Here is a 23,164-nt window from a genome sequence, read left to right on the forward strand (position 1 = left end):
GCGTAGGTATGAGTGCGCCACTGGGCAGGTTTGTCTGCCACTCGGGGTAGGGACGCAGCTCAGCGGTTGGTGACCAACGTGGCGACTTCGAGATGGCTGATCTCGTTGAAGGTCAACAGGTGCGGGCCGGTCTTGTCGATCTGCAACCGGGTCACGCCGGTGTTGAAGCCGGCCATCGACAGCTCGCGCCAGGTCGGCTCGGGTTGCCCGCCGAGCAACCCGGTGACCAGCCAGGCGATCACCCCGATGGATGAGACGACCAGGGTGCGTTCACCGTCGGCGCCGACCAGCGACTCCAGCGCGCCTGAGACCCGCGTCGTGAATCCCTCGAAGGTTTCCGCGTAATCCTCGTCGTGCTCGCCGCCGGCCCAGCGCGTGATCGCCTGCAGGAACATGTCCTCGAACGCGGCCCGGGGTCGCAGGGTGCGCACCATGTCGGCCTTCATCACCAGCATGTTGCGGTACGCGGGACGGAAACCGGTGATGACCTCGACGTGGTCCATCTCGTTCCACGCGGGGTCGTAATCGATTTCCAGTTCGGCGGTGTCGTGTGACTGCGTGTCGTCCAGCTGCGCACCGACGAGGATCTCCGCAACGCTCTGACGGTGACGTTTCATCGTGCCGCAGACGATCCGGTCGGGCGCCCAACCGCGCCTGCGCAACGACTCGCCCAGCGCGCGAGCCTGCTGATGCCCGGTGGGTGACAACTGGTCGTAGTCGGCCTTGCCGAAAGATGCCTGTCCGTGCCGGACCAGGAAGACCGTGCGCGCCATACCGCAGATGATCCCATTGCGCCCGGCCTGCGACGATGTGGCCATGCGGTTGATGCTGATCCGGCACGGACAGACCCCTGCCAACGTCGCGGGCTCCCTGGACACGTTCCTGCCGGGGCCCGGTCTGACCGAGCTGGGCACCCGGCAGGCCGAGGCGCTGATCGGCGAGCTGGCGGGTGAGAACGTGCAGGCCGTTTTCGCCTCTGAGGCCACCCGTGCGCAGTTGACCGCCGCGCCCATAGCCGCAGCGCGCGCGCTGGGCGTCGAAGTGCTGCCCGGAGTCTTCGAGGTGCAGGCGGGAGCACTGGAGCGGCGCACCGACAAGACCAGCGTGCTGGCCTATCTCGACGTGCTGCGGCAGTGGCGCGACGGCGACCTGGACGCAGCAACTCCCGGCGGTGAAGACGGCCACCAGATGATGACCCGCGTCGATGCTGCCGTGCGGGAGATCTGCGCGCGCGGTCTGGAGTGCGCCGTGCTCGTCAGCCATGGTGCGCTGATCCGCACCTGGGCGGGCTGGCGTTGCCCGCAGGTGGATCAGCTGGGCGCCACACCGCTGGAGAACACCGGCATCGTGATCCTCGACGGCGATCAAAGTACGGGCTGGCGGCTGGTCTCATGGTCCGACCACCCCGCCGGAGGCCTGGAGGACGATCAGCCCGAGACCCCCGAAGCGGATCCGACGGGCGCAGGCTGACCGTAGGTCGGTTGCTGCCAGGAGGAGCCTCCAGTCCGGCGACGTCAGCGGAGTGCAACGCCGATCGGTTTGTTCGCGAATGACGCCATGTGAGTCGGACCGTGAAAAGAGGCGTCCAACGACCAACTCGGCTTCCGCGCATTCCGCCACAGCGTCCTAGGCTCCGGGCGTGGAGATTCGCCCAGAACTGCCGACCGACGCCTCATCGGTTCGACGTGTGCATCGGATCGCTTTCGGCGATCACGGTCAGGTCGTCGGTGAGCTCGTGGCCGACCTACGTCAGCTCCTCACGACGGAGACCGGCCTGTCGTACGTTGCCGTTGAGGGCAGTGAGGTGGTCGGACACATCTTGTTCACCCCCGCCGTCTTGGACGCCCCGCGAGAGCTGGTGGCGGTACAAGTCCTCAGCCCCCTGGCTGTCCTGCCCACCTGCCAGGGCAGTGGCGTTGGCTCCGCCCTGGTCACGATGGGAATCCAGATCATGGCGGCGAGGTCGGTGCCGGTTGTGTTCCTCGAGGGCGACCCCGACTACTACTCGCGCTTCGGGTTCCTGTCCGGCGAACATCACTGCTTTCGCAGGCCATCGCTACGCATTCCCAAACCGGCCTTCCAAGCTCTCACGCTGCCGTCCTACGAGTCCTGGATGACGGGGACGCTGGTCTACCCAGATGCCTTCTGGCGCCACGACGCCGTGGGCCTGCGTGGAGCTGACCGCGTAGCAGAATGGTCCGATGGCCGAGATGAATCCCCCGCCGGGCCGCCTCAGCGGCGACCAGATCTCCGAGATGGACCTGCCCGACTGGCGCTCGATTCATGAGGCGCTGGAGTCTCGTTTCGACACCGGTGACTTCGTTCGTGGCCTGAAACTCGTGGCGGACATCGGCCAGGTAGCCGAAGAACTCAACCATCATCCGGACCTCGACCTGCGATACAGCCACCTCAACGTCCGGCTGATGAGTCACGACGTAACAGCCAAGACCTGGCGCGATGTGGAACTCGCCCGGAGGATCTCTGCGCTGGCTGCGGCCATGGGCGTGAGCGCTGACCCGCTGGCGGTGTCTCGGCTGGAGGTTGGCCTGGACACCTGGGATGCCGATGAGATCAGGCCGTTCTGGTTGGCGGTGCTCGGTCTGCGTACGCACCCGCGATTCACCGATGACCTGGTCGACGCGAACGGCAATCTCGCGACGCTGTGGTTTCAGCACTGCGACGCCCACGACGAGCCAACCCAGCGGTACCACCTCGACCTGCGGGTGCCGCCTGAGGTTGCCGATGTGCGGATCGAGGCCGGCCTCGCCGCAGGCGGAACGCTGGTATCGGAAGAGAAGAAGCCACGCTTCGTCGTGCTGGCCGACCCGCAGGGCAACAAGGTCTGTGTCTGCACCCAGATCGGTCGTAGCGACTGATGGCAGGGCCGACACCGCGCAGAAATTGTGCAGAAATTGTGCTGACGGACCTCACTCGGTCGAATCCGGCTCACCCCGAACGGATTTCGATGCTTGTCCTCCCACCCCTGCTACTTCGCGGGTTGCTCGGTCGTTGAGTGTGTCGACCAAGCACCGGCTTCCTACTCATCGATGAGGCCCGCTGCGCGGGGGGCGTCGACCAATCCGGGCAGGGTGCAGGTTAGATGCAGGTGTGAGCGACAGCGAAACCTATGCCCAGGTCGGCGATATCAAGGTCCGGTACGAGCGGCATGACGGCCCGGTGGACGGCCCGACGTTCCTGCTCGTGCACGGCCTGGGCGGCTCCCTGGACAACTGGGCCTCGGTCGTGCCGCTGCTGACGCATCGCGGCAGTGTCGTGAGTCTCGACCTGGGTGGCTTCGGGAAGACCCAGGTCGCGCCTCATCGGGCGGCTGTATCGGAGAATCTGAAGTTGCTGCACGCGTTCGCCCGGCAGGTCATCGACGGCCCGGTCGTGCTGGCCGGTAACTCGATGGGCGGCCTGTTGAGCGCTCAGTTGGCCGCCCGGGATCCGCAGCTGGTGAGCGGCGCCGTGTTGATCGACCCGGCCATCCCGGCGGTCTTCCGCGGGTACCCGCATCGCGAGGTGATCCGCGGTTTCGCGATGACGACGCTGCCGGGCCTGTCCCGCATCGCCGCGCGCCGCCTCGCCGCAAGCACCGTGCGGCAGGAGGTCGAGCGCACCATCGCCATGGTCACCTCCCGATTCGACAACGTCGATCCTGCGGTGATCGACCGGCACGTGGAGCTCTCGGAGTACCGCCTGCGCAACATTCGCGGCGCCGGACCCAGTTTCGAAGCGGCAGCGCGCTCGTTGTTGGCGATGCTGACCCAGCGCAAGCGGTACTACAGCGTCGTCGGCCGGATCCAGGTGCCGGTGCTGCTGCTGCACGGAGACCGCGACAAGCTGGTCAACGTGCGATGCGCCAGGGCGCTGGCCAAACGCAACTCCTCCTGGACATACATCGAGGGGGCCGGAATCGGCCATACACCGATGTTGGATTTCCCCGCGTGGACTGCCGAACAGATGCTCACCTGGACCGACGCGAAACTCGGCGAGCTACGCCACACGTCGAAGGCTCCGAAGACACATCCGTAGGTCCGTGGCCGGGCACGACAGCCGGATGCAGCTCGCACCCTGCCTGCACCGAGGCTGCCCGGAGCGCCTCGTGTCGATTTGCCGGGCCGCCGCGAGCCGGGGCACAGTGGAGCCATGTCTCGCTCCCGCGTCCTCGCCGCACCGGTAATCCCTGCTGCCGTGCTCGCCGGGGCGATGGCCCTCAGCGCCTGCAGCGCAAGCTCGAAAACAGCTGCGAGTACGACCTCGGCGCCGTCTACGACCAGCTCTTCGAGCGCACTTTCCTCGTCCGGTGCGGGCAGCACCTCCCCGTCCACCAGTTCGACGTCCAGTTCCTCAACGAGTCCCACCTCGACGGCGCCCACCCTGAACCTCGAGCTCGGTAAGTCCTGCCTGATCGCCACGGCCAAGGTCGCGGCCGCCACGATCCGCTGGAACGCCTCCCTGAAGACGCAGAAGTCGAGTCTCATCTCCTCCGCTGCGAAGAACTACCGCAGCACCGCGTCGGACATCCGCAAGACCACCAAGTCAGCGGCCGACAAGACCTACACGTCCTACGTCGATGCGGTCGCCGGGGACATGGAGACGATGGCTGCGCAGAGCAACGCCGGCAAGGCGACAGTCTCCGGAACCGCGTTGACCAAGGACTCTAAAAAATTGGCCAGCTACTGCCAGCGCAAGACCATCAGCTGAGTCTCCCGGCGTGCCGACGGTGTCAGTCTTCGAGCGCTTGCCGGGTGGCTGAAACTTTCGCGACGTCCGCCTGAGCGGTAGTTCGGTTGCGCTCCGCCTCGGCATATGATTTTTCCGCCTTCTGTAGGGCGGTACGCGCCTCGACGAGATGCTTTTCGGCCCTGTCACGGGCCTGACCGGCCGCCTCTGCCTGCTGCCCAGCCCGCTCGAGAGTGGCCTGCGCCCGTGCCAGCCGCGCAATCGTGGCCTTGCGGACAAGCTCGCGTTCGGCATCGAGCCGTCTGCCATCCGATGACTCGCCGTCAGTGGCGGTCACTGGACCACCCCGGATCAAGCGCAACGGCGTGGCAACGGCATCCGAGAGGTCGACTTCTCCGAAGCCGTTGTACCGCAACGCAGTGACGAGTGCCCCACCCGTCACTGCGGCCTGTGCGGCTGGGTCGGCGAGGGCCGCAGTGAAGGTATCGGTCACTTGCTCGCGGACGGCCGGACTCACGCGATCGCCGGACCCGCATGCGGCGTCGGTGAGGTGGGTCAGTAGCGCGACCCGCTCGACGCTGAGCTCCTTCATCGCAGCGCCATCCAGCCGCGACTGCGCCGAGCGCAACCGTTCGCCCAGCTGCGCCAGGCCGGCCAGCTCCTGCGGCCACCCGCGGGCGAGCACATTGACGAGATACGCCGCTGCCGTGGGCTTACGCAGGGCGCGTACCTCGCGCACGAGATCACCGGCGCCGGCGGCTTTGGCATCGGCGGCCAGGGCTGCGCGGGTGCGGACAAACGCGGCGGGCTCAACGGCATAGAGGCGGTCGACGGCCTCGGCGAGGGTAGGAGCATCGACCATCCGCTCAGTATCTCGCCTTTTGGACATGCGCAACGGGGCACATGTGCCCCGCTGCGCATGTCCAAAAGGCGAGGGGCCGGGGCCGGCAAAGTAAGTTGGTGATATGGACGCTGACGTGATCGTTGTGGGTGCCGGACTGGCCGGTTTGGTGGCCGCCGGTGAGCTGGTCGCCGCCGGCAAACGGGTGGCTGTGGTGGAGCAGGAGAATGCTGCGAACCTCGGCGGTCAGGCGTGGTGGTCATTCGGCGGTCTCTTCCTGGTCGACACCCCCGAGCAGCGCCGGATGGGCATCCGCGACTCCGCCGACCTCGCATGGTCGGACTGGCAGGGCAGCGCGGCTTTCGATCGCCTCGACGACGAGGACTCCTGGGGCGAAAAATGGGCGCGGGCCTACGTGGAATTCGCCGCTGGTGAGAAGCGTGCCTGGCTGAAGGACAAGGGAATGGGCTGGCTCGCCCTCGTGGGATGGGCCGAGCGCGGAGACGGTCGCGCCGACGGGCACGGCAACTCGGTGCCGCGTTTCCATATCACCTGGGGCACCGGCACCGGTGTGGTCAAACCGTTCGTCGACGCGGCGCTGCAGGCCGCCGAAGCGGGCCGGTTGACCTTCTACCACCGGCACCGGGTGACCGGCCTGGTGACCGACGGCGGCGTGGTGACGGGCGTACGCGGCGACGTACTGGCATCGGACGAAGCCCCGCGCGGTGCGCCGAGCAGCCGCGAAGTAGCGCGCGAATTCGAACTGACCGCGCAAGCGGTGATCGTCACCAGCGGCGGTATCGGCGGCAATCACGACATGGTGCGCGAATGGTGGCCGGAGCGTCTGGGCACCGCGCCGAAGCAGATGATGACCGGCGTGCCGGCATACGTCGACGGCGCGATGATCGCGGTGAGTGAAGCGGCGGGGGCGCGAACGGTCAACCGGGACCGGATGTGGCACTACACCGAGGGCATCGCCAACTACGCACCCGTGTGGCCGCAGCACGCGATCCGCATCCTGCCCGGCCCGTCGGCCATGTGGTTCGACGCGCTCGGGCGACGGTTGCCGATGCCGTGCTGGCCCGGTTTCGACACACTCTCCACGCTGCGTCACCTGCGCACGACGCCAGATCTGCAGCAGCACGACCACTCGTGGTTCATCGTGACGAAGAAGATCATCGCCAAGGAGTTCGGGCTGTCCGGCTCGGAACAGAACCCCGACATCACCGATCGCGACCTACGTGCGCTCGCTTCCCGGGTGACGTCTGCGCCGCCTGCACCGGTTCAGGCCTTTATCGACAAGGGGCCCGATTTCGTCGTTGCGGAAGGACTGCGTGAGCTGGTCGGCAAGATGAACCGACTCACCGACGAGCCGCTGCTGGAGCACGATCTCATCGAGCGTCAGCTGATCGCGCGCGACCGCGAGGTGGCGAACAAATACGCCAAGGACGCCCAGATCACGGCCATCCACGGGGCGCGTCGCTACAGGGGAGACCGGATCGCCCGCGTCGCGGCGCCGCACCGCATCCTGGACCCCGGCGCCGGTCCGCTGATCGGTGTCAAACTACACATCCTCACCCGTAAATCGCTCGGCGGGATCCAGACCGACCTGTCTTCGCGCGCCCTGAACGGCCGCGGCGAGCCGGTGCCGGGGTTGTACGCAGCGGGGGAGGCGGCCGGATTCGGCGGCGGCGGTGTGCATGGATACAACTCTCTGGAAGGAACCTTTCTCGGCGGCTGCATCTTCTCCGGACGGGCGGCCGGGCGGGCGGCAGCGGCGGCGGTGCAGTGAGCACCCCGCCGCGTGACATGCTCCCGGTATGACGTCCCGTTGGGGCCCGCCCAGGGCACGTGCCACGTCGGCTCCATCCCCATCGGGTGCGCCGCCGGCTGATACATCACCGACCGACCCGGAGCCGGTGGCCGGTAGGTCGACACCTGCCGATCTGGCTGACGACGTGATGCGCCAGGTCACCGATCGTCCAGGTGAAGTGATGCAGGTGGCTAAACGCCCGATCGACGACGTCAGTTTCGGGGTGCAGGTCGCGGCATGGTGGTCGGTCTGCATCCTGCTGATCCTCGCCGCTGTTGCGGCCATCGGCGCCTTGCTGCTGCAGGTCTACCTCGTCACGGTCACCGTGACGATCGCGATCCTGCTCTGTGCCCTACTCGAACCGGCGGTCTCCCTGCTACGGCGTACCGGACTACCGCGTGCGATCGCCGCACTTCTGGTGTTCGTGCTGGGGATCGCTGCGATTTCCTTTCTGACCTGGTACGCGGTATCCCAGATCGCGGACGCCAAGGATGTGCTGATCGGGCAGGTACAGGACGCCGCCAACACCATTCGAAACTGGTTGGTCACGGGCCCGCTCAAAGTGGCGCCGCTGCAAGCCGACAAGTACACGACGAACCTTGGCAACACCCTTGCCTTCAACCAGGCGAACATCGTGTCCGGGGTTGCGGCTCAGGCCAGTAGCGCGATCGGCATCCTTTCCGGAACGGTGCTGTGCCTGTTCGCGACCCTCTTCATGCTGCTGGACAACGGCTCGATGTGGCGCTGGGTCGTGCGGCTCGCGCCGACCCACACCAGGGACCATGTCGCGACCGTCGGGGTCGCCGCCTGGAGCACGCTGACGGCCTACATGCGCAGCCTGGTGCTGCTGGCCGGCATCAACGCGCTGGCCATGGTGCCCGTGCTGTGGTTGGCCGGGATGCCGCTGGTCGCAGCGCTGACCGTGCTGATCTTCCTCGGCTCGCTGGTGCCCCTGATCGGGGTCATCCTGGCCGGGATCATCGTCTGCCTGATCGCGCTGGTCACGAAGGGGGCGCTCACCGCCATCGTCGTTGCCGTGCTGCTGGTGCTGATCGTGCAACTGTTCGGCAACCTCCTGAACCCGATCATCCTGGGCAAGGCCGTAGACCTGCATCCGCTGGCGATCCTGGTCACGGTCACCGCGGGCACGTTGATCGCAGGTGCGTTCGGTGCGTTCGTCGCAGTACCTCTGGTCGCAGTACTCAGCAACGGCATCAAAGCGATCCGACTCAGCCGGCTGCCCGAAGAGCTGGAAGGCTAGCGATGTCGCACGCTCATCCCGGGCCTCTGAGACGTCTCGCCCTGCGGGTCTACCGGGTCGTGCCAGCAGGTCCGAGCCATCTGGTCACGCGGGTGGTCAAACCGTCGTACACGGTGGGCGCGATAGCGCTGATCGAGTGGGACGGGCGGGTGCTCGCACTGCGCCAGACCCACCGCATCGGGCTCTCTCTGCCGGGGGGCCTCGTCGACCGCGGCGAGCAGCCGCAGCAGGCGGTGGCCCGCGAGGTCCTCGAGGAGACCGGCCTCCGGGTCACCTCAGGAGACATCTTCGCGACGACCTTCGACCCGCAGTTGCGGGTGGTCGACGTGATCTTCCGGGTGCGATGTGACCGGGAACCACAGGTGCGGGTCGCGAGCGAGGCAACGGGTTTCGAGTGGATCGACCCCACGAAGTGGCCCCCCGGGCAGGCCGACGAGTCGACGCAACGCATCCTGGACGGAATCGTGGCGGCACACGCGGAGCCAGAAACCGGCGCCCTGCTGAGTTGATCCACGAGTTCCCCGACACTCGAGCTCCCCGACGGGCGAGTCGGCGGAAGTTTCCCGACCCCCGCCATGAAACCCGACTCTGGACCGGGGAGTTGCATGCCTGGCCCGCGGGTCTTCCCCGGGATGAGGTCAGGGGGTCAGCAGCACCTTGCCGATGTGACTCGATTCGTTCAGGATCCGGTGGGCATCGGCGGCCTGCGCCAGCGGTAGCCGCGCATGCACGATCGGCGCCACCCTGCCCGCCTCGATGAGCGGCCATACGTTTTCCCGGACGGCCGCCACGATGGCTGCCTTGTCGGCAAGATCACGCGATCGCAGCCCAGTCGCGGTGACCGATCCGCATTTGCTCAGCAACAGTCCCAGATTCAGCTCTCCAGTGACCCCACCGAGCATCCCGATCGTCACGAGGCGACCATGACGGGCGAGCGATTTCACGTTGCCTGGAAGGTATTTGCCACCGATGCCGTCGAGGATGACGTCAGCGCCATGTCCATCGGTGGCCGTGGCCAGCGCCTCGACGAAATCCTGCTCGCGATAGTTGATGAGGATGTCGGCACCGAGCTCGCGGCAACGGTCCAACTTGCCCTGCGAACCGGCAGTCGTCGCGACGCGCGCCCCGAGGGCATGGCCCAACTGGATCGCCATCGTGCCGATGCCGCTCGAGCCGCCATGCACCAGGAGGGTTTCGGCCTTCTGCAGGCCACCCACCATGAAGACGTTGGACCATACGGTGCAGGCAACCTCCGGCAGCGCGGCAGCATCGACCAGACTGACACCGTCGGGAACGGGTAGCAGTTGCGTGACTGGCACGACGACCTGCTCGGCATACCCCCCGCCGGTCAGCAGCGCGCATACCTCGTCGCCGACCTGCCAGCCGTGGGCCCCCGCGCCGAGCGCGGTGATCGTGCCACTGACCTCGAGACCGAGCAGCTCGGATGCCCCGGGCGGTGGCGGATACTTGCCCATCCGCTGCATGAGATCCGCGCGATTGACGCCTGCGGCCGCGACTCGCAACAGCACCTCACCGTCCCCGGGAGTGGGGTCCGGCACGTCGGCCAGGGTCATTGCATCTTCGTCGCCGAACTCGGGAAGGGTGATTGCCTGCATGCCTCGACGCTAGCCGGTGGCCAGCGGCGTGCGTGGAGAGGTATCGGGGGAATCTGCGACGACTTGCCGGTCGAGTGGCGGGTTGCCTGCCGAGTGTCGGACGTCCGCACGCGACTCGCTGGTCCAGTGGCGGGTTACTGGGGAGTGGCGGGTCACGGGAGGTCGGCTGTCGTGTCGATGTCGTGGGCCTGCTGCCCGCTGACGTCGTGTGGTTCGTACCGCAGGTTCGTCAGCCAACTCATCAATGAGGCCCCAGCCGGGTCGGTCGGCAGCGCGCGACGTCCTGGTTCGGTGCGGGCGGCCAGCAGCAGGGGTTGTAGGCGGCCGTCCGGGGTACGCGCGGCGATGGCGTCGACCTCGTCCGGTTCGTCGTCGAGGCGGCCGGCAAGAATGAGCGGCATGTCGGACATATGCGGCATATCGGCCCCGAGCAGGACGAATGAGCGGGTCTCGACCAGCGCCAACCCGGCGGCGAGGCCCGCAAGCGGCCCGCCGTGCATCGGCTCCTCGCGCACCCAGACGACCTCCCGGGATGTTCGACGGGCGGGTCCGACTGCCACGATCGGCCAGCTGGCCGGGAGCGAATCGAGCACGTGATCCAACAGTGGGCGACCGTCGATGAGCGCTCGCGTCTTGTCGGACCCGAACCGTGACGAGCGGCCCCCGGTGAGCACAATCGCGGTGGCCGGCATGGTGTCAGTCTGCCGCCCATGTCGCGGTCGCGGCGAATGTGTGGTGGTCGGTGCGGCTGGTCGCGAATCGTCTGGTGATGGCGCGGTGCGTCTCCGCGCAGATCTCCTTCTTCGACGGGCGGGCCTCCCCTCTGACACGCCGATCGGGCATGGTGCGTGCGTTCTGGGAGCGCAATCACCCGGGGTCACTGGGGCCTGATGACAACCCTGCTGGGTAGCGTCAACGCAAGAACCGTCGAAGCCCGCTGTGGAGGACACCATGCCGAAGAACCCGCACTCTCTTTCTACTCACCCGATCACTGTGGAGCCGTCAGGCGGGCGAGTTGTCGTGCGAGTCGGTGATGTCGTGGTCGCCGATACGCGCGACGCTCTGGTGTTGCGCGAGGCGTCGTACCCGGCCGCCTACTACCTACCCGCGGCGGCCGTCGATGCTGGCGTGCTGCGTTCGAGCGACACCACGACCTACTGCCCGTACAAGGGTGACGCCACCTACCGAAGTCTGCAGATCGGCGTTGCTGCTCCTCTGCAGGACGCTGCCTGGGTCTACGAGGACCCGAACGATGCGGTCATCTCGATCCGAGGCCACCTGGCGTTCTATCCGGACAAGGTGTCGATCACCCTCGAGGACTGAACTCGGGGTTCTGTCGTCGCGACTCGCCGGTCGAGTGGCGGGAAACCCCGTGTGGGTGCTCACAACGTGGGGCGGTGGCCCAGGCGGTGGGAGAGCTCTGTCGCGGCAGTCCTCGTGCGGTCGATGATGTTCTGCACAGTCGTGGGGTCGGTTTCGCAGTGCGGGTACGTCACGGCTATTCCTGCTTCCGGATGGCCGTTGTGGTCCAGGACTGCGGCGGCCACGGAGGCGAAACCAGCAGTCACCGAATCTTTTTCGCGGGCGTAACCGCGCTGACGGACCTGCGCGAGCTCGGAACGCAGGGCCGTGAGTGAGGCCGGACCGCGGCCGTCGCGTTGCACGAATGCTGCGCGGTCGGGGTACAACGCCCGAAGCTGACTGGCCGGCAGGGCCGCGAGCATTGCAAGACCCGAGGCAGTGAGTCCGGCTGGCAGCCGCACCCCGACGTCGGTGACCAGCGACGGGCGGCGCGGCGCGCGTTCCTCGATGACGTAGAGCACGTCGCGACCGTGCAACACGACCAGGTGTGCGTTGTGCGTGGTGGCGTCGACCAACCGGATCAAGGCGGTGCGGGCGATCCGCTGCAAGGGCGCCTGGCGGTTGTACGCCGACCCCAACTCGAACGCGGAAACGCCCAGGCCCCAGCGCTTCCGCTCACTCAGGTGGGTTACGAAACCGCGATCGCGCAGAGTGGCGAGCAGGTGATAGGTGCTTGATCGCGGGATGCCGACCTCGCGCCCGATTGTTGCTGCTGACACCGGTTCGGCGTGCCGTGCCATCGCTTGAAGGATGGCGAGCACATGACCTGCAGCGGGTGCGTTGTCGGTTGCCATCGCGGATCCTCGCGTCGGGTCGCATCTTTTGGTGAGGGTGCGGCAATTGCCGCACCCTCACCAAACAATGCGACCGGAACGCCATATCTCGTATCCGAGACAGTGTATGACCTGACGCACTGTCGCCGAGTCGTGCGGAGCGGTGCAATGAGTTGGTGAGTAATCAGAGTGAGCACGCGCACGTGGCCGTCGGTATCGGGCCGTTGACGATCGAACAGGTCGTGCAGGTGGCGCGCGGCGGTGCGCCCATCGTCATCAGCGACGCGTCACTGGCGGAGGTGCGCCGCAGTCGGGAGATCATCGAGCATCTCGCGGGTGACGTCATCCCGCACTACGGCATCTCCACCGGCTTCGGTGCACTGGCCACCAAGCACATCCCGACAGAGCAACGAAAGCAATTGCAGCGCAGTCTGATCCGCTCGCATGCCGCGGGCTCCGGCCCAGAGGTGGAACGTGAGGTCGTTCGGGCGACGATGCTGCTGCGCATCTCGACCCTGGCGACCGGGCGCACCGGCATCCGCGAGGAAACACTCGCCGCGTATGTCGGGATGCTGAACGCCGGGATCACCCCGGTCGTGCATGAATACGGCTCGCTGGGGTGCTCCGGTGACCTGGCGCCGCTGGCGCACTGCGCCCTCGCATTGATGGGGGAGGGTCCGGTGCGCGACGCGTCCGGCGTCGAACGGTCGGCCGCCGAGGCGCTGCACGAGGCCGGACTGCATCCGGTCGAATTGGCCGAGAAGGAGGGTCTGGCCCTCATCAACGGCACCGACGGCATGCTCGGGATGCTGTGTATGGCGATCGTCGACCTTCGCCACCTGCTCACCACCGCCGACATCAGCGCTGCGATGAGCGTGGAGGGACTACTGGGCACGGACGACGTATTCGCCGCCGACCTGCACGCGCTGCGACCACACACCGGGCAGGCGCTGAGCGCCGCGAATATGCGGACCATGTTGGCTGATAGCGCTATCCGCGAGAGTCATCGTGATCCAGCCGCGTGCACCCGGGTGCAGGACGCCTACTCGCTGCGGTGCGCACCGCAGGTCGCCGGAGCCGCCCGCGACACCCTCGCCCACGCCGAGCTGATCGCGTCCCGTGAGTTGTGCGCAGCGGTCGACAATCCGGTCGTCACCCTTGATGGACGGGTGGAGTCGAACGGCAACTTCCACGGAGCGCCGGTCGCGTACGTGCTGGACTTCCTCGCGATCGTGGCCGCCGACGTGGCCTCGATGAGCGAGCGGCGTACCGACCGGTTCCTGGACCCCGCGCGTAACGCCGGCCTGCATGCGTTCCTGGCCGACGACCCCGGTGTCGACTCCGGGTACATGATCGCTCAGTACACCCAGGCGGCAATCGTCTCCGAGCTCAAGCGGCTCGCCGCACCGGCCAGTGTCGACTCGATCCCGTCCAGCGCCATGCAGGAGGACCACGTCTCGATGGGTTGGTCCGGCGGTCGCAAGCTGCGCCGCTCGGTCGACGGGCTGACACGGGTGCTGGCGATCGAAGTACTTACTGCCGCAAGGGGAATCGCCCTACGAGGTCCTCTTGAACCGGCACCCGGCACGGCGGCTGTCGCCCGCGCGTTACCCGGGCCCGGGCCGGACCGCTTTCTCGCTCCCGACATCGAGGTTGCCGTCCAGTTGGTCGCCAGTGGCGACATCGTCGCACTCGCTGAGAGTGCCGTCGGGCGGTTGGCCTGACGGGCCGGCAACAGCATTCACCGCACCGCACTACACAGAGGAGAAATCATGGAAGGCGCTCGACCGGTTCGCGCACCGCGTGGCACGACCCTGACCGCACAGTCCTGGCAGACCGAAGCTCCGATGCGGATGCTGATGAACAACCTCGATCCCGAGGTCGCTGAGCGCCCCGACGACCTGGTCGTCTACGGCGGCACCGGCCGCGCAGCACGCGACTGGCGCTCCTTCGACGCGATGGTCCGCACGCTGCAGACACTGCGGCAGGACGAGACGATGCTGGTGCAGTCCGGTCGTCCGGTGGGTGTCATGCAGACCCACGAGTGGGCGCCGCGGGTGCTGATCGCCAACTCCAACCTTGTCGGTGACTGGGCGAACTGGCCGGAGTTCCGGCGGCTGGAGCACCTCGGCCTGACGATGTACGGGCAGATGACCGCCGGTTCCTGGATCTACATCGGCACCCAGGGGATCGTGCAGGGTACCTACGAGACGTTCGCGGCGATTGCCGAGAAGCGCTTCGGTGGCACCCTCTCGGGCACCCTCACCCTGACCGGGGGCTGTGGCGGGATGGGCGGGGCCCAACCGCTTGCGGTCACCCTGAACGACGGCGTCTGTCTCATCGTGGATGTCGACGAGACCCGGCTGCGCCGCCGGATGAACGACCGGTATCTCGATGAGGTCGCGACCGATCTGGACGACGCCGTCAAGAAGGCGATGGACGCCAAGCGAGCGCGCCGTGCGTACTCCGTCGGCGTTGTCGGAAACGCGGCGGTGATCTTCCCGGAGTTGCTGCGTCGCGGCGTCGAGATCGACATCGTCACCGACCAGACCAGCGCCCACGATCCGTTGTCCTACCTGCCCGACGACATAGACCTCGGCGACTGGCACGAGTACGCCGAGAAGAAGCCGGACGACTTCACCAACCGGGCTCGCGCGTCGATGGCCCGGCAGGTCAAGGCCATGGTGGAGTTCCAGGATGCCGGAGCAGAGGTCTTCGACTACGGAAACTCCATCCGTGACGAGGCCCGACACGGGGGATACGACCGGGCATTCGAGTTCCCGGGCTTCGTCCCCGCGTACATCCGACCGCTGTTCTGCGAGGGCAGGGGCCCGTTCCGCTGGGTAGCACTCTCGGGTGACCCGAAGGACATCTACGCCACGGACAAGGCCGTGATGGATCTCTTCCCGGACAACGACCGGTTGCAGAAGTGGATGCGCGGCGCCAAGGACAAGATTGCCTTCCAAGGACTGCCCGCCCGCATCTGCTGGCTGGGGTACGGCGAACGCGACAAGGCCGGCCTGGCGATCAACGACCTTGTCGCGAGCGGCGAGGTGTCGGCGCCGATCGTTATCGGTCGCGACCACCTGGACTGTGGCTCGGTCGCCTCGCCCTACCGCGAGACGGAATCGATGTTGGACGGGTCGGACGCCATCGCGGACTGGCCGTTGCTGAACGCGATGATCAACTGCTCCTCCGGTGCGACCTGGGTGTCGATCCACCACGGTGGCGGCGTCGGTATCGGCCGCTCGCAGCACGCGGGGCAGGTCACGGTCGCCGACGGCACCGCGCTGGCCGCTGAGAAACTGCGCCGCGTGCTGACCAACGACCCCGGTATGGGCGTCATCCGGCACGTCGACGCGGGGTACGAGCGGGCCGAGCAGGTCGCCGCCGAGCGGAATGTCCGCGTGCCGATGCGCGAGGGCTGAGCGGTGACTTCACCCGCCCGGTCGTACGCCGGGTTCGACCGGATGTGGGCCGACCTGGAACCGATCGGGCGCGCTGCGTCCGGTGGGTATCGACGATTCGCCTGGACTCGCGCAGACCACACCCTGCGGGAGTGGTTCGCGGGTGAGTGCACGTCACGCGGGCTCGACCTGACACTCGATCGGATGGGTAACCAGTGGGCGTGGTGGGGCGACCCGGACGCTTCTCCCGGTGCCGGTGTTGTTGCCGGCTCGCACCTCGACTCGGTGCCGGACGGCGGCGCATACGATGGCCCGCTCGGTGTGGTCAGCGCGCTCGCCGCGGTAGATGCATTGCGGGAGAGTGGTTTTGAGCCGACACGACCGATCGGGGTGGTGAACTTCGGCGACGAGGAGGGTGCCCGATTCGGGGTGGCGTGCGCCGGGTCGCGGGTCATCACCGGTGCGCTGGACAGCGACCGGGCGCTCGGGCTGACCGACGTCGACGGCGTCACGATGGGTCAGGCGCTCAGTTCGGCGGGCCGTTCCACTGCCATCGGACGCGACGACGCGACGCTGGCTCGGATCGGAGACTTCGTTGAGTTGCACGTCGAGCAGGGCCGCGCGATGGCAGACGCCGACCGCTACGACCAGGTCAGCGCCGCGGTCGCGGTCGGCACCGACATCTGGCCGCACGGTCGCTGGCGACTCGACTTCGACGGCACTGCCAACCACGCAGGTATGACCCGGTTGGCGGACCGGGACGATGCGATGCTCGCCTGCGCATTGGCCATCGCGGACGCGAGAAACCTTGCTGCCCAACATGGTTGCGTCGCGACAGTAGGCAAGCTGCTGGTGACCCCGAACGGCGTCAACGCGATCCCGTCCCACGTGACCGCCTGGCTGGACGCACGCGGCGCCGACGAGGGTGCCGTGCTGGCGATGGTGGCGGCGCTCGAGCAGCAGGTGACCGCATCGGTCGCGCAGGAATCGTGGACACCGACGACCCGCTTCGACGGCTCACTGGCCGCGCGACTGCGCTCGGTGCTCGGCGACGTGCCGATGCTCGGGACCGGCGCCGGCCACGACGCGGGCATCCTGGCCAATGCCGGTGTCCGGACGGCCATGCTCTTCGTGCGCAACCCGACCGGGGTCTCACATTCACCGGCGGAGTTCGCCGAACAAATCGACTGTCACGCGGGCGTTGCCGCGCTGACGGACGTGCTGCGAGAGCTGGCCGGATGACGGCGTACTGGGCGAGGCACGCGTTGCTGCCGCGAGGCGTCGCTGCAAACGTGCGCTTCGAGATCGCCGAAGGACGCTTCACCTCGGTGACGCCGGACCAGCCACAGGGCGATGCGCACCTGTTGCCCGGTGTCGTCATCCCTGGTCTCGCCAACTGTCACAGCCACGCTTTCCACCGGGCGCTGCGCGGTCGCACCCACGCGGGCGGGGGCACGTTCTGGACCTGGCGACAAGGCATGTACGCCGTCGCGGCGCAGCTGGATCCGGATTCCTACCTGCGACTTGCACGGGCGACCTACGCCGAGATGGCGCTCGCCGGGATCACCAGCGTGGGCGAGTTCCACTACCTGCACCACCAGCCGGGCGGGCGGCCTTACGACGACCCGAACGCGATGGGTGAGGCGATGCGGCAGGCTGCCCGGGAGGCGGGGATCCGGCTGACGTTGCTCGATACCTGCTACCTGGCCGGTGGGCTGACCGCTGATGGTCACGTCCCACTGAGTGGGGAGCAGCTGCGTTTCGGCGACGGTGACGTCGGGCGCTGGGCGACCCGGGTGAGCGCGTTGAAAGATGACGACACGACCAGGATCGGCGCGGCGATCCACTCGGTGCGGGCGGTGCCGCGTGAGGCGATCGGCACAGTGGCTGCGGCGAACGGCGACCGCCCACTGCACGTGCACCTCTCGGAGCAACCGGACGAGAATGACGCATGCATGAGCTACTACGGCGTCACGCCCACCCGGTTGCTGCACGATGCGGGCGCGCTCGGCCCGCAGACGAGCGTCGTACACGCCACCCACCTGAGCACCGAGGGCATCGCCCTGCTCGGCGGATCGGGGATCACCGCGTGCTTCTGCCCGACGACCGAGCGCGACCTGGCCGACGGCATCGGACCCGCGCGCGCTCTTCATGACGCCGGTGCGTACCTGAGCGTCGGCAGCGACCAGCACGCGGTGATCGACATGTTCGAGGAACTGCGGGGGCTGGAGATGCATGAACGGCTGTCCAGTGGTCGTCGTGGTCGGTTCGATCTGCAGGAGTTGCATCATGTGGCGACCGCTCAAGGGAGCCTGGGTTGGCCCGCCGCCGGCGTCCTGGTCCGCGGTTTCCTGGCGGACCTCGTCGCGGTGCGCACCGATTCGGTTCGTACTGCTGGCTCTGACCCTGCGCAGATCTTCTACTCCGCGACGGCTGCTGACGTGCACACGGTGGTCCGCGACGGTGAGGTCATCGTCGAAGACGGTCACCACCGCCTCGGCAATGTGGGCAGACTGCTCGCCGGCGCCATCGAACCGCTCGGGAGGAAGTCGTGACCAGCACACTCGTCAAGAACATCGGTGAGCTCGTCACGGTGGACAGCGACCGAGGTGATGGCCTGGGCATCATGACCGAAGTCGCCCTCGTCGCCACCGATGGCCGGATCGACTGGATCGGCGCCGGGGCCGATGCACCCGCCGCAGATCTTGTGATCGACGCGGAACACCGCTGCGTCATGCCGGGGTTCGTCGACAGCCACTCCCACCTCGTCTTCGCCGGCGACCGCTCCGGTGAGTTCGAAGCGCGGATGACCGGCACGCCGTACGACGGCGGCGGTATCGCGTTGACGATGACTGCCACCCGGCGCGCGACCGACGACGAACTGCGCTCGCTCGTGCGGGCCCGCGTCGCGCAGATGCGCGCGCAGGGCACCACGACGGTGGAGATCAAAAGCGGTTACGGATTGACGGTTGCAGATGAGGTCCGGGCGCTGCGGATCGCCGGGGAGTTCACGACCGAGACCACCTTCCTCGGTGCGCACGTCGTGCCGCCGGATGCGCGTGCGGACCGGGGCGCCTACCTCGACCTGGTCACCGGCGAGATGCTTGGCGCGTGCGCGCCGCATGCGCGATGGATCGACGTCTTCTGCGAGCCGCACAGCCCGCATGCATTCACCGAGGAGGAGTCGCGGCGGGTGCTGCGTGCAGGCCGGGATGCAGGTCTGCTCGCCCGGGTGCACGGCAACCAACTCGGCCACGGCCCGGGCGTACAGCTCGCCGTGGAGGTGGGTGCCGCGAGCGTCGACCACTGCACTTACCTGTCGGACGGAGACATCGCGGCGTTGGCTGAATCTAACACTGTCGCAACGCTGTTGCCCGGGGTTGAGTTCTCCACCCGCTCGCCCTACCCGGATGCGCGACGGCTCATCGACGCGGGTGTGCAGGTCGCGCTGGCCACCGACTGCAACCCCGGCACCTGCTATTCGGGCTCGATGCCGTTCATGATCGCGGTCGCAGTCCGCGAGATGGGAATGACTCCCATCGAGGCGGTCCGGGCGTCGACCGCGGGCGGTGCGGCTGCGCTGCGGCGCGACGACGTCGGTGTCCTTCGGGTCGGTGCCCGGGCAGATCTGGCAATGCTGGAAGCGCCGAGTTACCGGCACCTTCCCTACCGTCCGGGTGTGCCGCTCGCGACGGTCATCCTGAGTGGTGGGTGATGCATGCGCACCCGTCCTATTCTCGATTACTGCACTAGTATCCGGTGGTTCAGCGGGATCAACGGGAGCGCACGGGGAGCAGCATGCGTAGTTCGACCAGGATGTATGCGGGTCTGATCGCGGTCGTCGCGACGGTTGGTGTCGCCGCGTGCTCGACGTCTGGTGAGAAGGTCTCCCCTGGTGCGCAGCCGAGCACGCACAAGAGCGCTGCGCCCGCCCCAGGCACCCCGGCACCACCTGATCCCCGCGTCGTCGTGGCCGCCGAGAACGCCAAACCCGGCACCATCTCCTGGCAACTACCCAAGGCCAAGTGGGCCACCGACACCGAACTGGCCGGCTGGGTGAACCACACATCGGTACTGCCGGGTCAGTCGGTGCGGATGTTCACCACCGCGACCGTGCCCACGTACACGGTGTCCGCCTACCGGATGGGTGACTATGCGGGGAAGGGCGGCCGTCTGATCTGGAAATCTTCGTTGCTGCGCGGTGTACGGCAACCCTCCTGCCCGGTGCGCGCGCACCACATGGTCGATTGCAGCAACTGGAAGCAGACGGCGCAGATCAGCACGACCGGATGGCCGGCCGGGCTGTACCTGCTCAAGCTCGACGGTTCGGACGGCAGGAGCAAGTACATCCCGCTTACCCTGCGCACCCGCGATCTGGCCGGCAAGCTGGTCCTCGTCAGCGCGGACGCGACCTACCAGGCATACAACCAGTACGGCGGGTACTCCCTCTACGCCGGTAAATAGGGCTTCGCCGATCGCGCGAATGTCGTCTCGTTCAACCGCCCGTATGACCGCTCCGGCGCACGGTATGTCACCGCCGGTGAGCGACAGATCGTCACTATTGCCGAGCGCAACAAGCTACCCGTTGCGTATGTGAGCAATACCGACATTGCGGCCGATCCCAGCATCCTGGCGGGAGCGGCCGGGGTTGTATCTCCCAACCATGACGAGTACTGGGACACCGCGATGCGCAACGCCTACATCAGTGCGCGTGACAGTGGCACCAACCTGGCTTTCATGGGCGCGAACGCCCAGTACTGGCGGGTGCGATTCGCAGCCGACGGCCGGGAGATGATCGGTTACAAGTCGACAGCGCTTGATCCGGTGAAGAACAACGCTGACACCACCACGTTGTGGCGAAATGCCCCACAAGCCCGCCCCGAGAACGGATTGGTCGGGTTGATGTACGAATGCTTCCCGGCCACCGGGCCGCTCACGGTGACGGTGCCGGGCTTCTGGATGTTCAAGGGGACCGGAGCAAAAGCCGGATCAAGGTACCCCGGCGTGGTGGGTGTGGAGATCGATCGTGCGTATCCGATTCCGGGAACGCCGAAAACTCTCGAAGTGGCTGCGCATTCGCCGGTGCAGTGCGGCCGGATCGGCATGACGTACTCCGACCTCGGCTACTACACGGTCGACTCCGGCGCGGGTGTCTTCGCCTCCGGCAGCATGGGATTCGCCATCGGGCTCGGCGCGATCAACAAGGGTGCCGGGATCACCCAGCAGTCATCGGCATTCGTGACGAAGGTCGCGCAGAATCTCTTCACCGCGATGGCCGCGGGACCGATGGGCAAAGCGCATCCCGCGCACCCGAATCTCGCAGCACTGCACGCCAACCCCAGTCCCTCAACCGGTAGCGGCGCCAACACCGGCACCGATCCGGGCGACGACGACGAGTGATCGTCGGACCGCCCGGTTCGGTGTGGCGTGGATGTGGCGAGCGCTCAGGCTTCGATGCGCTGACCCGTTTCGTTGTTGAAGAGGTGCATGCGCGCTGAGTTATGGGTGAAGTAGATTTTGGCACCCTTCTCGGGGACGTCGCGGCCGTCGACCCGGGCAACGATCGGCACGTCACCGTCAGGTGTGGTCGTGTGGCCGTAGATGTAGGCGTCCGCACCGAGTTCTTCGACGACGTCGATGTCGACCGGTAGGCCTTCACCCCGTTCATTGCGGACCAGGTCTTCTGGTCGCACGCCGACGGTAACGGTCGCTCCTGCCTGGGTGAGCGCCTCGCGGGAGATCGGCGCCACCGTGTTACCGAGTTTGACACCTCCGTCGGTGGACGGGGCCTGCAGCAGATTCATCGCGGGGGAGCCGATGAAACCGGCGACAAAGACGTTGTTGGGGTGGTCGTAGAGCTCGCGGGGGGTCCCGCATTGCTGCAGCACGCCGTCTTTGAGGACCGCGACACGGTCGCCCATCGTCATTGCCTCGACCTGGTCGTGCGTGACGTAGACCGTCGTGACACCCAGTCTGCGCTGCAGCGAGGCGATCTGGGTGCGGGTCTGCACGCGTAGTTTCGCGTCGAGGTTGGACAGCGGCTCGTCCATCAGGAAGACCTGCGGTTGACGCACGATCGCCCGACCCATCGCCACTCGCTGACGTTGACCACCGGAGAGTGCTTTGGGTTTACGGTCCAGGTACTCGCTAAGGTCCAGCATCTTGGCCGCCTCTTCGACGCGGGTCTTGATCTCCGGACGGGCCACCCCGGCGATCTTCAACGAGAAACCCATGTTGTCGGCCACGCTCATATGGGGGTAGAGCGCATAGTTCTGAAACACCATCGCGACATCGCGTTCCTTAGGGGTCAGATCGGTGACGTCGCGGTCACCGATCATGATGCGACCTTCGTCGACGTCCTCCAGTCCGGCGAGCATGCGTAACGACGTGGACTTGCCGCAACCCGATGGTCCGACCAGCACCAGGAATTCACCGTCTGCGATTGCAATGTCGAGCGCGTCGACTGCGGGGCGGTCGACGCCGGGGAACCGTCGTACGGCCTTGTCAAAAGCAACTGTTGCCATCAGCTTTCTCCTTCACCGGCAGGAACGTGCCGGACGATCCGAGTGAAAGGTACCGAATATGATCGGCCCTGGAATGCAGGTACTTCACGGTCTGCGATGCAATGGAGATGGCATCTATGGCGGCCGGTTCCGGACATCAGATCTGCCGAAAGGAGCCGTGACATGCAGGGACCGGGTGGGCTCAGCATCCGCGAGGTGATCGACGCCGGGCCGGTGCTGCCCGTCGTGGTGATCGAGGATCCTTCGGGCGCCGTCGCGTTGGCGAACGCGCTGCTGGAGGGTGGAATCACCGTCATCGAGATCACCCTGCGCACTGCGGGTGCGTTGGAGGCGGTTGCCCGGATCGCTGAGGACTGCCCGGACATGATCGTCGGCACCGGAAGCGTCCGAACGCCGCATCAGGTGCAGCAGGCAGCGGACGCAGGTGCGCGGTTCCTGGTGACGCCCGGTTCTCCGCAGGGACTGCTGGCCGCCTGTGCGGGCTCGCGGTTGCCGACTCTGCCCGGCGCCGCGACGGTGACCGAGATGCTCACCCTCGCAGAACGCGGCTTTTCGGTCGTGAAGTTCTTCCCCGCCGAGCAGCTGGGCGGGGCCGACGCTCTGCGGGCCATCAGCGGGCCTGTTCCCGATCTCGACGTGTGCCCGACCGGTGGCATCACGCAGTACCTCGCGGCGGACTACCTGAAGCTGCCGACCGTGCCCTGCGTCGGCGCTTCGTGGGTAACCCCGGCCGGCGCCCTGCGGGAAGGCGACTGGGCGCAGGTCCGACGGCTGGCCCGGCGCGCGCAGGAACTGCGTCGCGAGATTCAAGACGCAGAGATTCAGGACGCCGAGATCCAGGATGCAGAAGTCCTGCCGGGATGACCGTCGAGTGCTCGTCG

The 23,164-nt window shown here is 67.0% G+C and carries 22 protein-coding genes and 1 pseudogene; 16 read left to right on the plus strand and 7 right to left on the minus strand.

Annotated features, from left to right (window positions below):
- Positions 1-59: 59 nt before the first annotated feature.
- Positions 60-818, minus strand: coding sequence for a histidine phosphatase family protein (locus V3G39_02975; GenBank protein XAS77018.1), 759 nt, complete (start codon positions 816-818; stop codon positions 60-62).
- Between V3G39_02975 and V3G39_02980 the strand changes: the two genes are divergently transcribed.
- The 5 genes from V3G39_02980 to V3G39_03000 all read left to right on the plus strand — a co-directional run bounded on the left by V3G39_02980 (position 817) and on the right by V3G39_03000 (position 4,707).
- On the plus strand, positions 817-1,470 hold the full coding sequence (locus V3G39_02980) for a histidine phosphatase family protein (protein ID XAS77019.1): 654 nt from the start codon (positions 817-819) through the stop codon (positions 1,468-1,470). The genes V3G39_02975 and V3G39_02980 overlap by 2 nt on opposite strands.
- 169 nt (positions 1,471-1,639) lie before the next feature.
- Positions 1,640-2,287: an N-acetyltransferase gene (locus V3G39_02985; GenBank protein XAS77020.1), complete on the plus strand. Its 648-nt coding sequence runs from the start codon at positions 1,640-1,642 to the stop codon at positions 2,285-2,287.
- Positions 2,202-2,876: a 4a-hydroxytetrahydrobiopterin dehydratase gene (locus V3G39_02990; GenBank protein XAS77021.1), complete on the plus strand. Its 675-nt coding sequence runs from the start codon at positions 2,202-2,204 to the stop codon at positions 2,874-2,876. Before V3G39_02985 ends, V3G39_02990 begins: the two co-directional genes overlap by 86 nt.
- A gap of 232 nt (positions 2,877-3,108) precedes the next feature.
- The gene (locus tag V3G39_02995; protein ID XAS77022.1) at positions 3,109-4,035 is read left to right on the plus strand and encodes an alpha/beta hydrolase; all 927 of its coding nucleotides are present in this window, start codon (positions 3,109-3,111) and stop codon (positions 4,033-4,035) included.
- Positions 4,036-4,149: 114 nt separating this feature from the next.
- Positions 4,150-4,707, plus strand: coding sequence for a hypothetical protein (locus tag V3G39_03000; GenBank protein XAS77023.1), 558 nt, complete (start codon positions 4,150-4,152; stop codon positions 4,705-4,707).
- A 22-nt stretch (positions 4,708-4,729) separates the two neighbouring features.
- On the opposite strand, the gene V3G39_03005 is transcribed toward V3G39_03000, so the two are convergent.
- Positions 4,730-5,548 carry a hypothetical protein gene (locus V3G39_03005; GenBank protein XAS77024.1) on the minus strand — a complete coding sequence of 273 codons (819 nt, stop codon included), beginning with the start codon at positions 5,546-5,548 and terminating at the stop codon, positions 4,730-4,732.
- A gap of 103 nt (positions 5,549-5,651) precedes the next feature.
- On the opposite strand from V3G39_03005, the gene V3G39_03010 reads away from it, so the two are divergent.
- The 3 genes from V3G39_03010 (at position 5,652) to V3G39_03020 (ending at position 9,110) form a co-directional block, all read left to right on the plus strand.
- Positions 5,652-7,319, plus strand: a complete 1,668-nt coding sequence (locus tag V3G39_03010) for an FAD-binding dehydrogenase (GenBank protein XAS77025.1) — start codon at positions 5,652-5,654, stop codon at positions 7,317-7,319.
- A gap of 208 nt (positions 7,320-7,527) precedes the next feature.
- Complete coding sequence (locus V3G39_03015; protein XAS77026.1) at positions 7,528-8,601, plus strand: AI-2E family transporter; 1,074 nt, start codon at positions 7,528-7,530, stop codon at positions 8,599-8,601.
- Positions 8,602-8,603: 2 nt separating this feature from the next.
- A complete protein-coding gene (locus tag V3G39_03020) occupies positions 8,604-9,110 on the plus strand; it encodes an NUDIX domain-containing protein (GenBank protein ID XAS77027.1) in 507 nt (168 codons plus the stop codon).
- Between the two features lie 129 nt (positions 9,111-9,239).
- On the opposite strand, the gene V3G39_03025 is transcribed toward V3G39_03020, so the two are convergent.
- The 3 genes from V3G39_03025 to V3G39_03035 form a co-directional block, all read right to left on the minus strand.
- Positions 9,240-10,217 carry an NAD(P)H-quinone oxidoreductase gene (locus V3G39_03025; GenBank protein ID XAS77028.1) on the minus strand — a complete coding sequence of 326 codons (978 nt, stop codon included), beginning with the start codon at positions 10,215-10,217 and terminating at the stop codon, positions 9,240-9,242.
- A gap of 152 nt (positions 10,218-10,369) precedes the next feature.
- Entirely contained in the window at positions 10,370-10,909 is a 540-nt protein-coding gene (locus tag V3G39_03030; protein XAS77029.1) for a nucleotidyltransferase family protein, read from the minus strand.
- Positions 10,910-10,913: 4 nt separating this feature from the next.
- On the minus strand, positions 10,914-11,060 hold the full coding sequence (locus V3G39_03035) for a hypothetical protein (protein XAS77030.1): 147 nt from the start codon (positions 11,058-11,060) through the stop codon (positions 10,914-10,916).
- 177 nt (positions 11,061-11,237) lie between these two features.
- Here V3G39_03035 and V3G39_03040 point away from each other — a divergent pair, with 177 nt between their 5' ends.
- A complete protein-coding gene (locus V3G39_03040) occupies positions 11,238-11,540 on the plus strand; it encodes a DUF427 domain-containing protein (GenBank protein XAS77031.1) in 303 nt (100 codons plus the stop codon).
- A gap of 59 nt (positions 11,541-11,599) precedes the next feature.
- On the opposite strand, the gene V3G39_03045 is transcribed toward V3G39_03040, so the two are convergent.
- Positions 11,600-12,373, minus strand: a complete 774-nt coding sequence (locus V3G39_03045) for an IclR family transcriptional regulator (GenBank protein ID XAS77032.1) — start codon at positions 12,371-12,373, stop codon at positions 11,600-11,602.
- 152 nt (positions 12,374-12,525) lie between these two features.
- On the opposite strand from V3G39_03045, the gene hutH reads away from it, so the two are divergent.
- The 6 genes and pseudogenes from hutH (at position 12,526) to V3G39_03075 (ending at position 21,159) form a co-directional block, all read left to right on the plus strand.
- Positions 12,526-14,076, plus strand: coding sequence for a histidine ammonia-lyase (hutH, locus tag V3G39_03050; protein ID XAS77033.1), 1,551 nt, complete (start codon positions 12,526-12,528; stop codon positions 14,074-14,076).
- Between the two features lie 48 nt (positions 14,077-14,124).
- A complete protein-coding gene (hutU, locus tag V3G39_03055; protein ID XAS77034.1) occupies positions 14,125-15,780 on the plus strand; it encodes a urocanate hydratase in 1,656 nt (551 codons plus the stop codon).
- A 42-nt stretch (positions 15,781-15,822) separates the two neighbouring features.
- Positions 15,823-17,001, plus strand: coding sequence for an allantoate amidohydrolase (locus V3G39_03060; GenBank protein XAS78166.1), 1,179 nt, complete (start codon positions 15,823-15,825; stop codon positions 16,999-17,001).
- Positions 16,998-18,314, plus strand: coding sequence for a formimidoylglutamate deiminase (locus V3G39_03065; GenBank protein XAS77035.1), 1,317 nt, complete (start codon positions 16,998-17,000; stop codon positions 18,312-18,314). The genes V3G39_03060 and V3G39_03065 overlap by 4 nt, the downstream gene beginning before the upstream one ends.
- The gene (gene hutI / locus V3G39_03070; GenBank protein ID XAS77036.1) at positions 18,311-19,474 is read left to right on the plus strand and encodes an imidazolonepropionase; all 1,164 of its coding nucleotides are present in this window, start codon (positions 18,311-18,313) and stop codon (positions 19,472-19,474) included. The genes V3G39_03065 and hutI overlap by 4 nt, the downstream gene beginning before the upstream one ends.
- A 380-nt stretch (positions 19,475-19,854) precedes the next feature.
- Positions 19,855-21,159: pseudogene (locus tag V3G39_03075) on the plus strand (N,N-dimethylformamidase beta subunit family domain-containing protein).
- 44 nt (positions 21,160-21,203) lie between these two features.
- Here V3G39_03075 and ugpC read toward each other — a convergent pair.
- Positions 21,204-22,283: a sn-glycerol-3-phosphate ABC transporter ATP-binding protein UgpC gene (gene ugpC / locus V3G39_03080; GenBank protein ID XAS77037.1), complete on the minus strand. Its 1,080-nt coding sequence runs from the start codon at positions 22,281-22,283 to the stop codon at positions 21,204-21,206.
- 162 nt (positions 22,284-22,445) lie between these two features.
- Between ugpC and eda the strand changes: the two genes are divergently transcribed.
- Complete coding sequence (gene eda, locus V3G39_03085) at positions 22,446-23,147, plus strand: bifunctional 4-hydroxy-2-oxoglutarate aldolase/2-dehydro-3-deoxy-phosphogluconate aldolase (protein XAS77038.1); 702 nt, start codon at positions 22,446-22,448, stop codon at positions 23,145-23,147.
- Positions 23,148-23,164: the final 17 nt, after the last annotated feature.

Source organism: Dermatophilaceae bacterium Sec6.4 (assembly GCA_039636865.1).
Classification (GTDB): domain Bacteria; phylum Actinomycetota; class Actinomycetes; order Actinomycetales; family Dermatophilaceae; genus Allobranchiibius.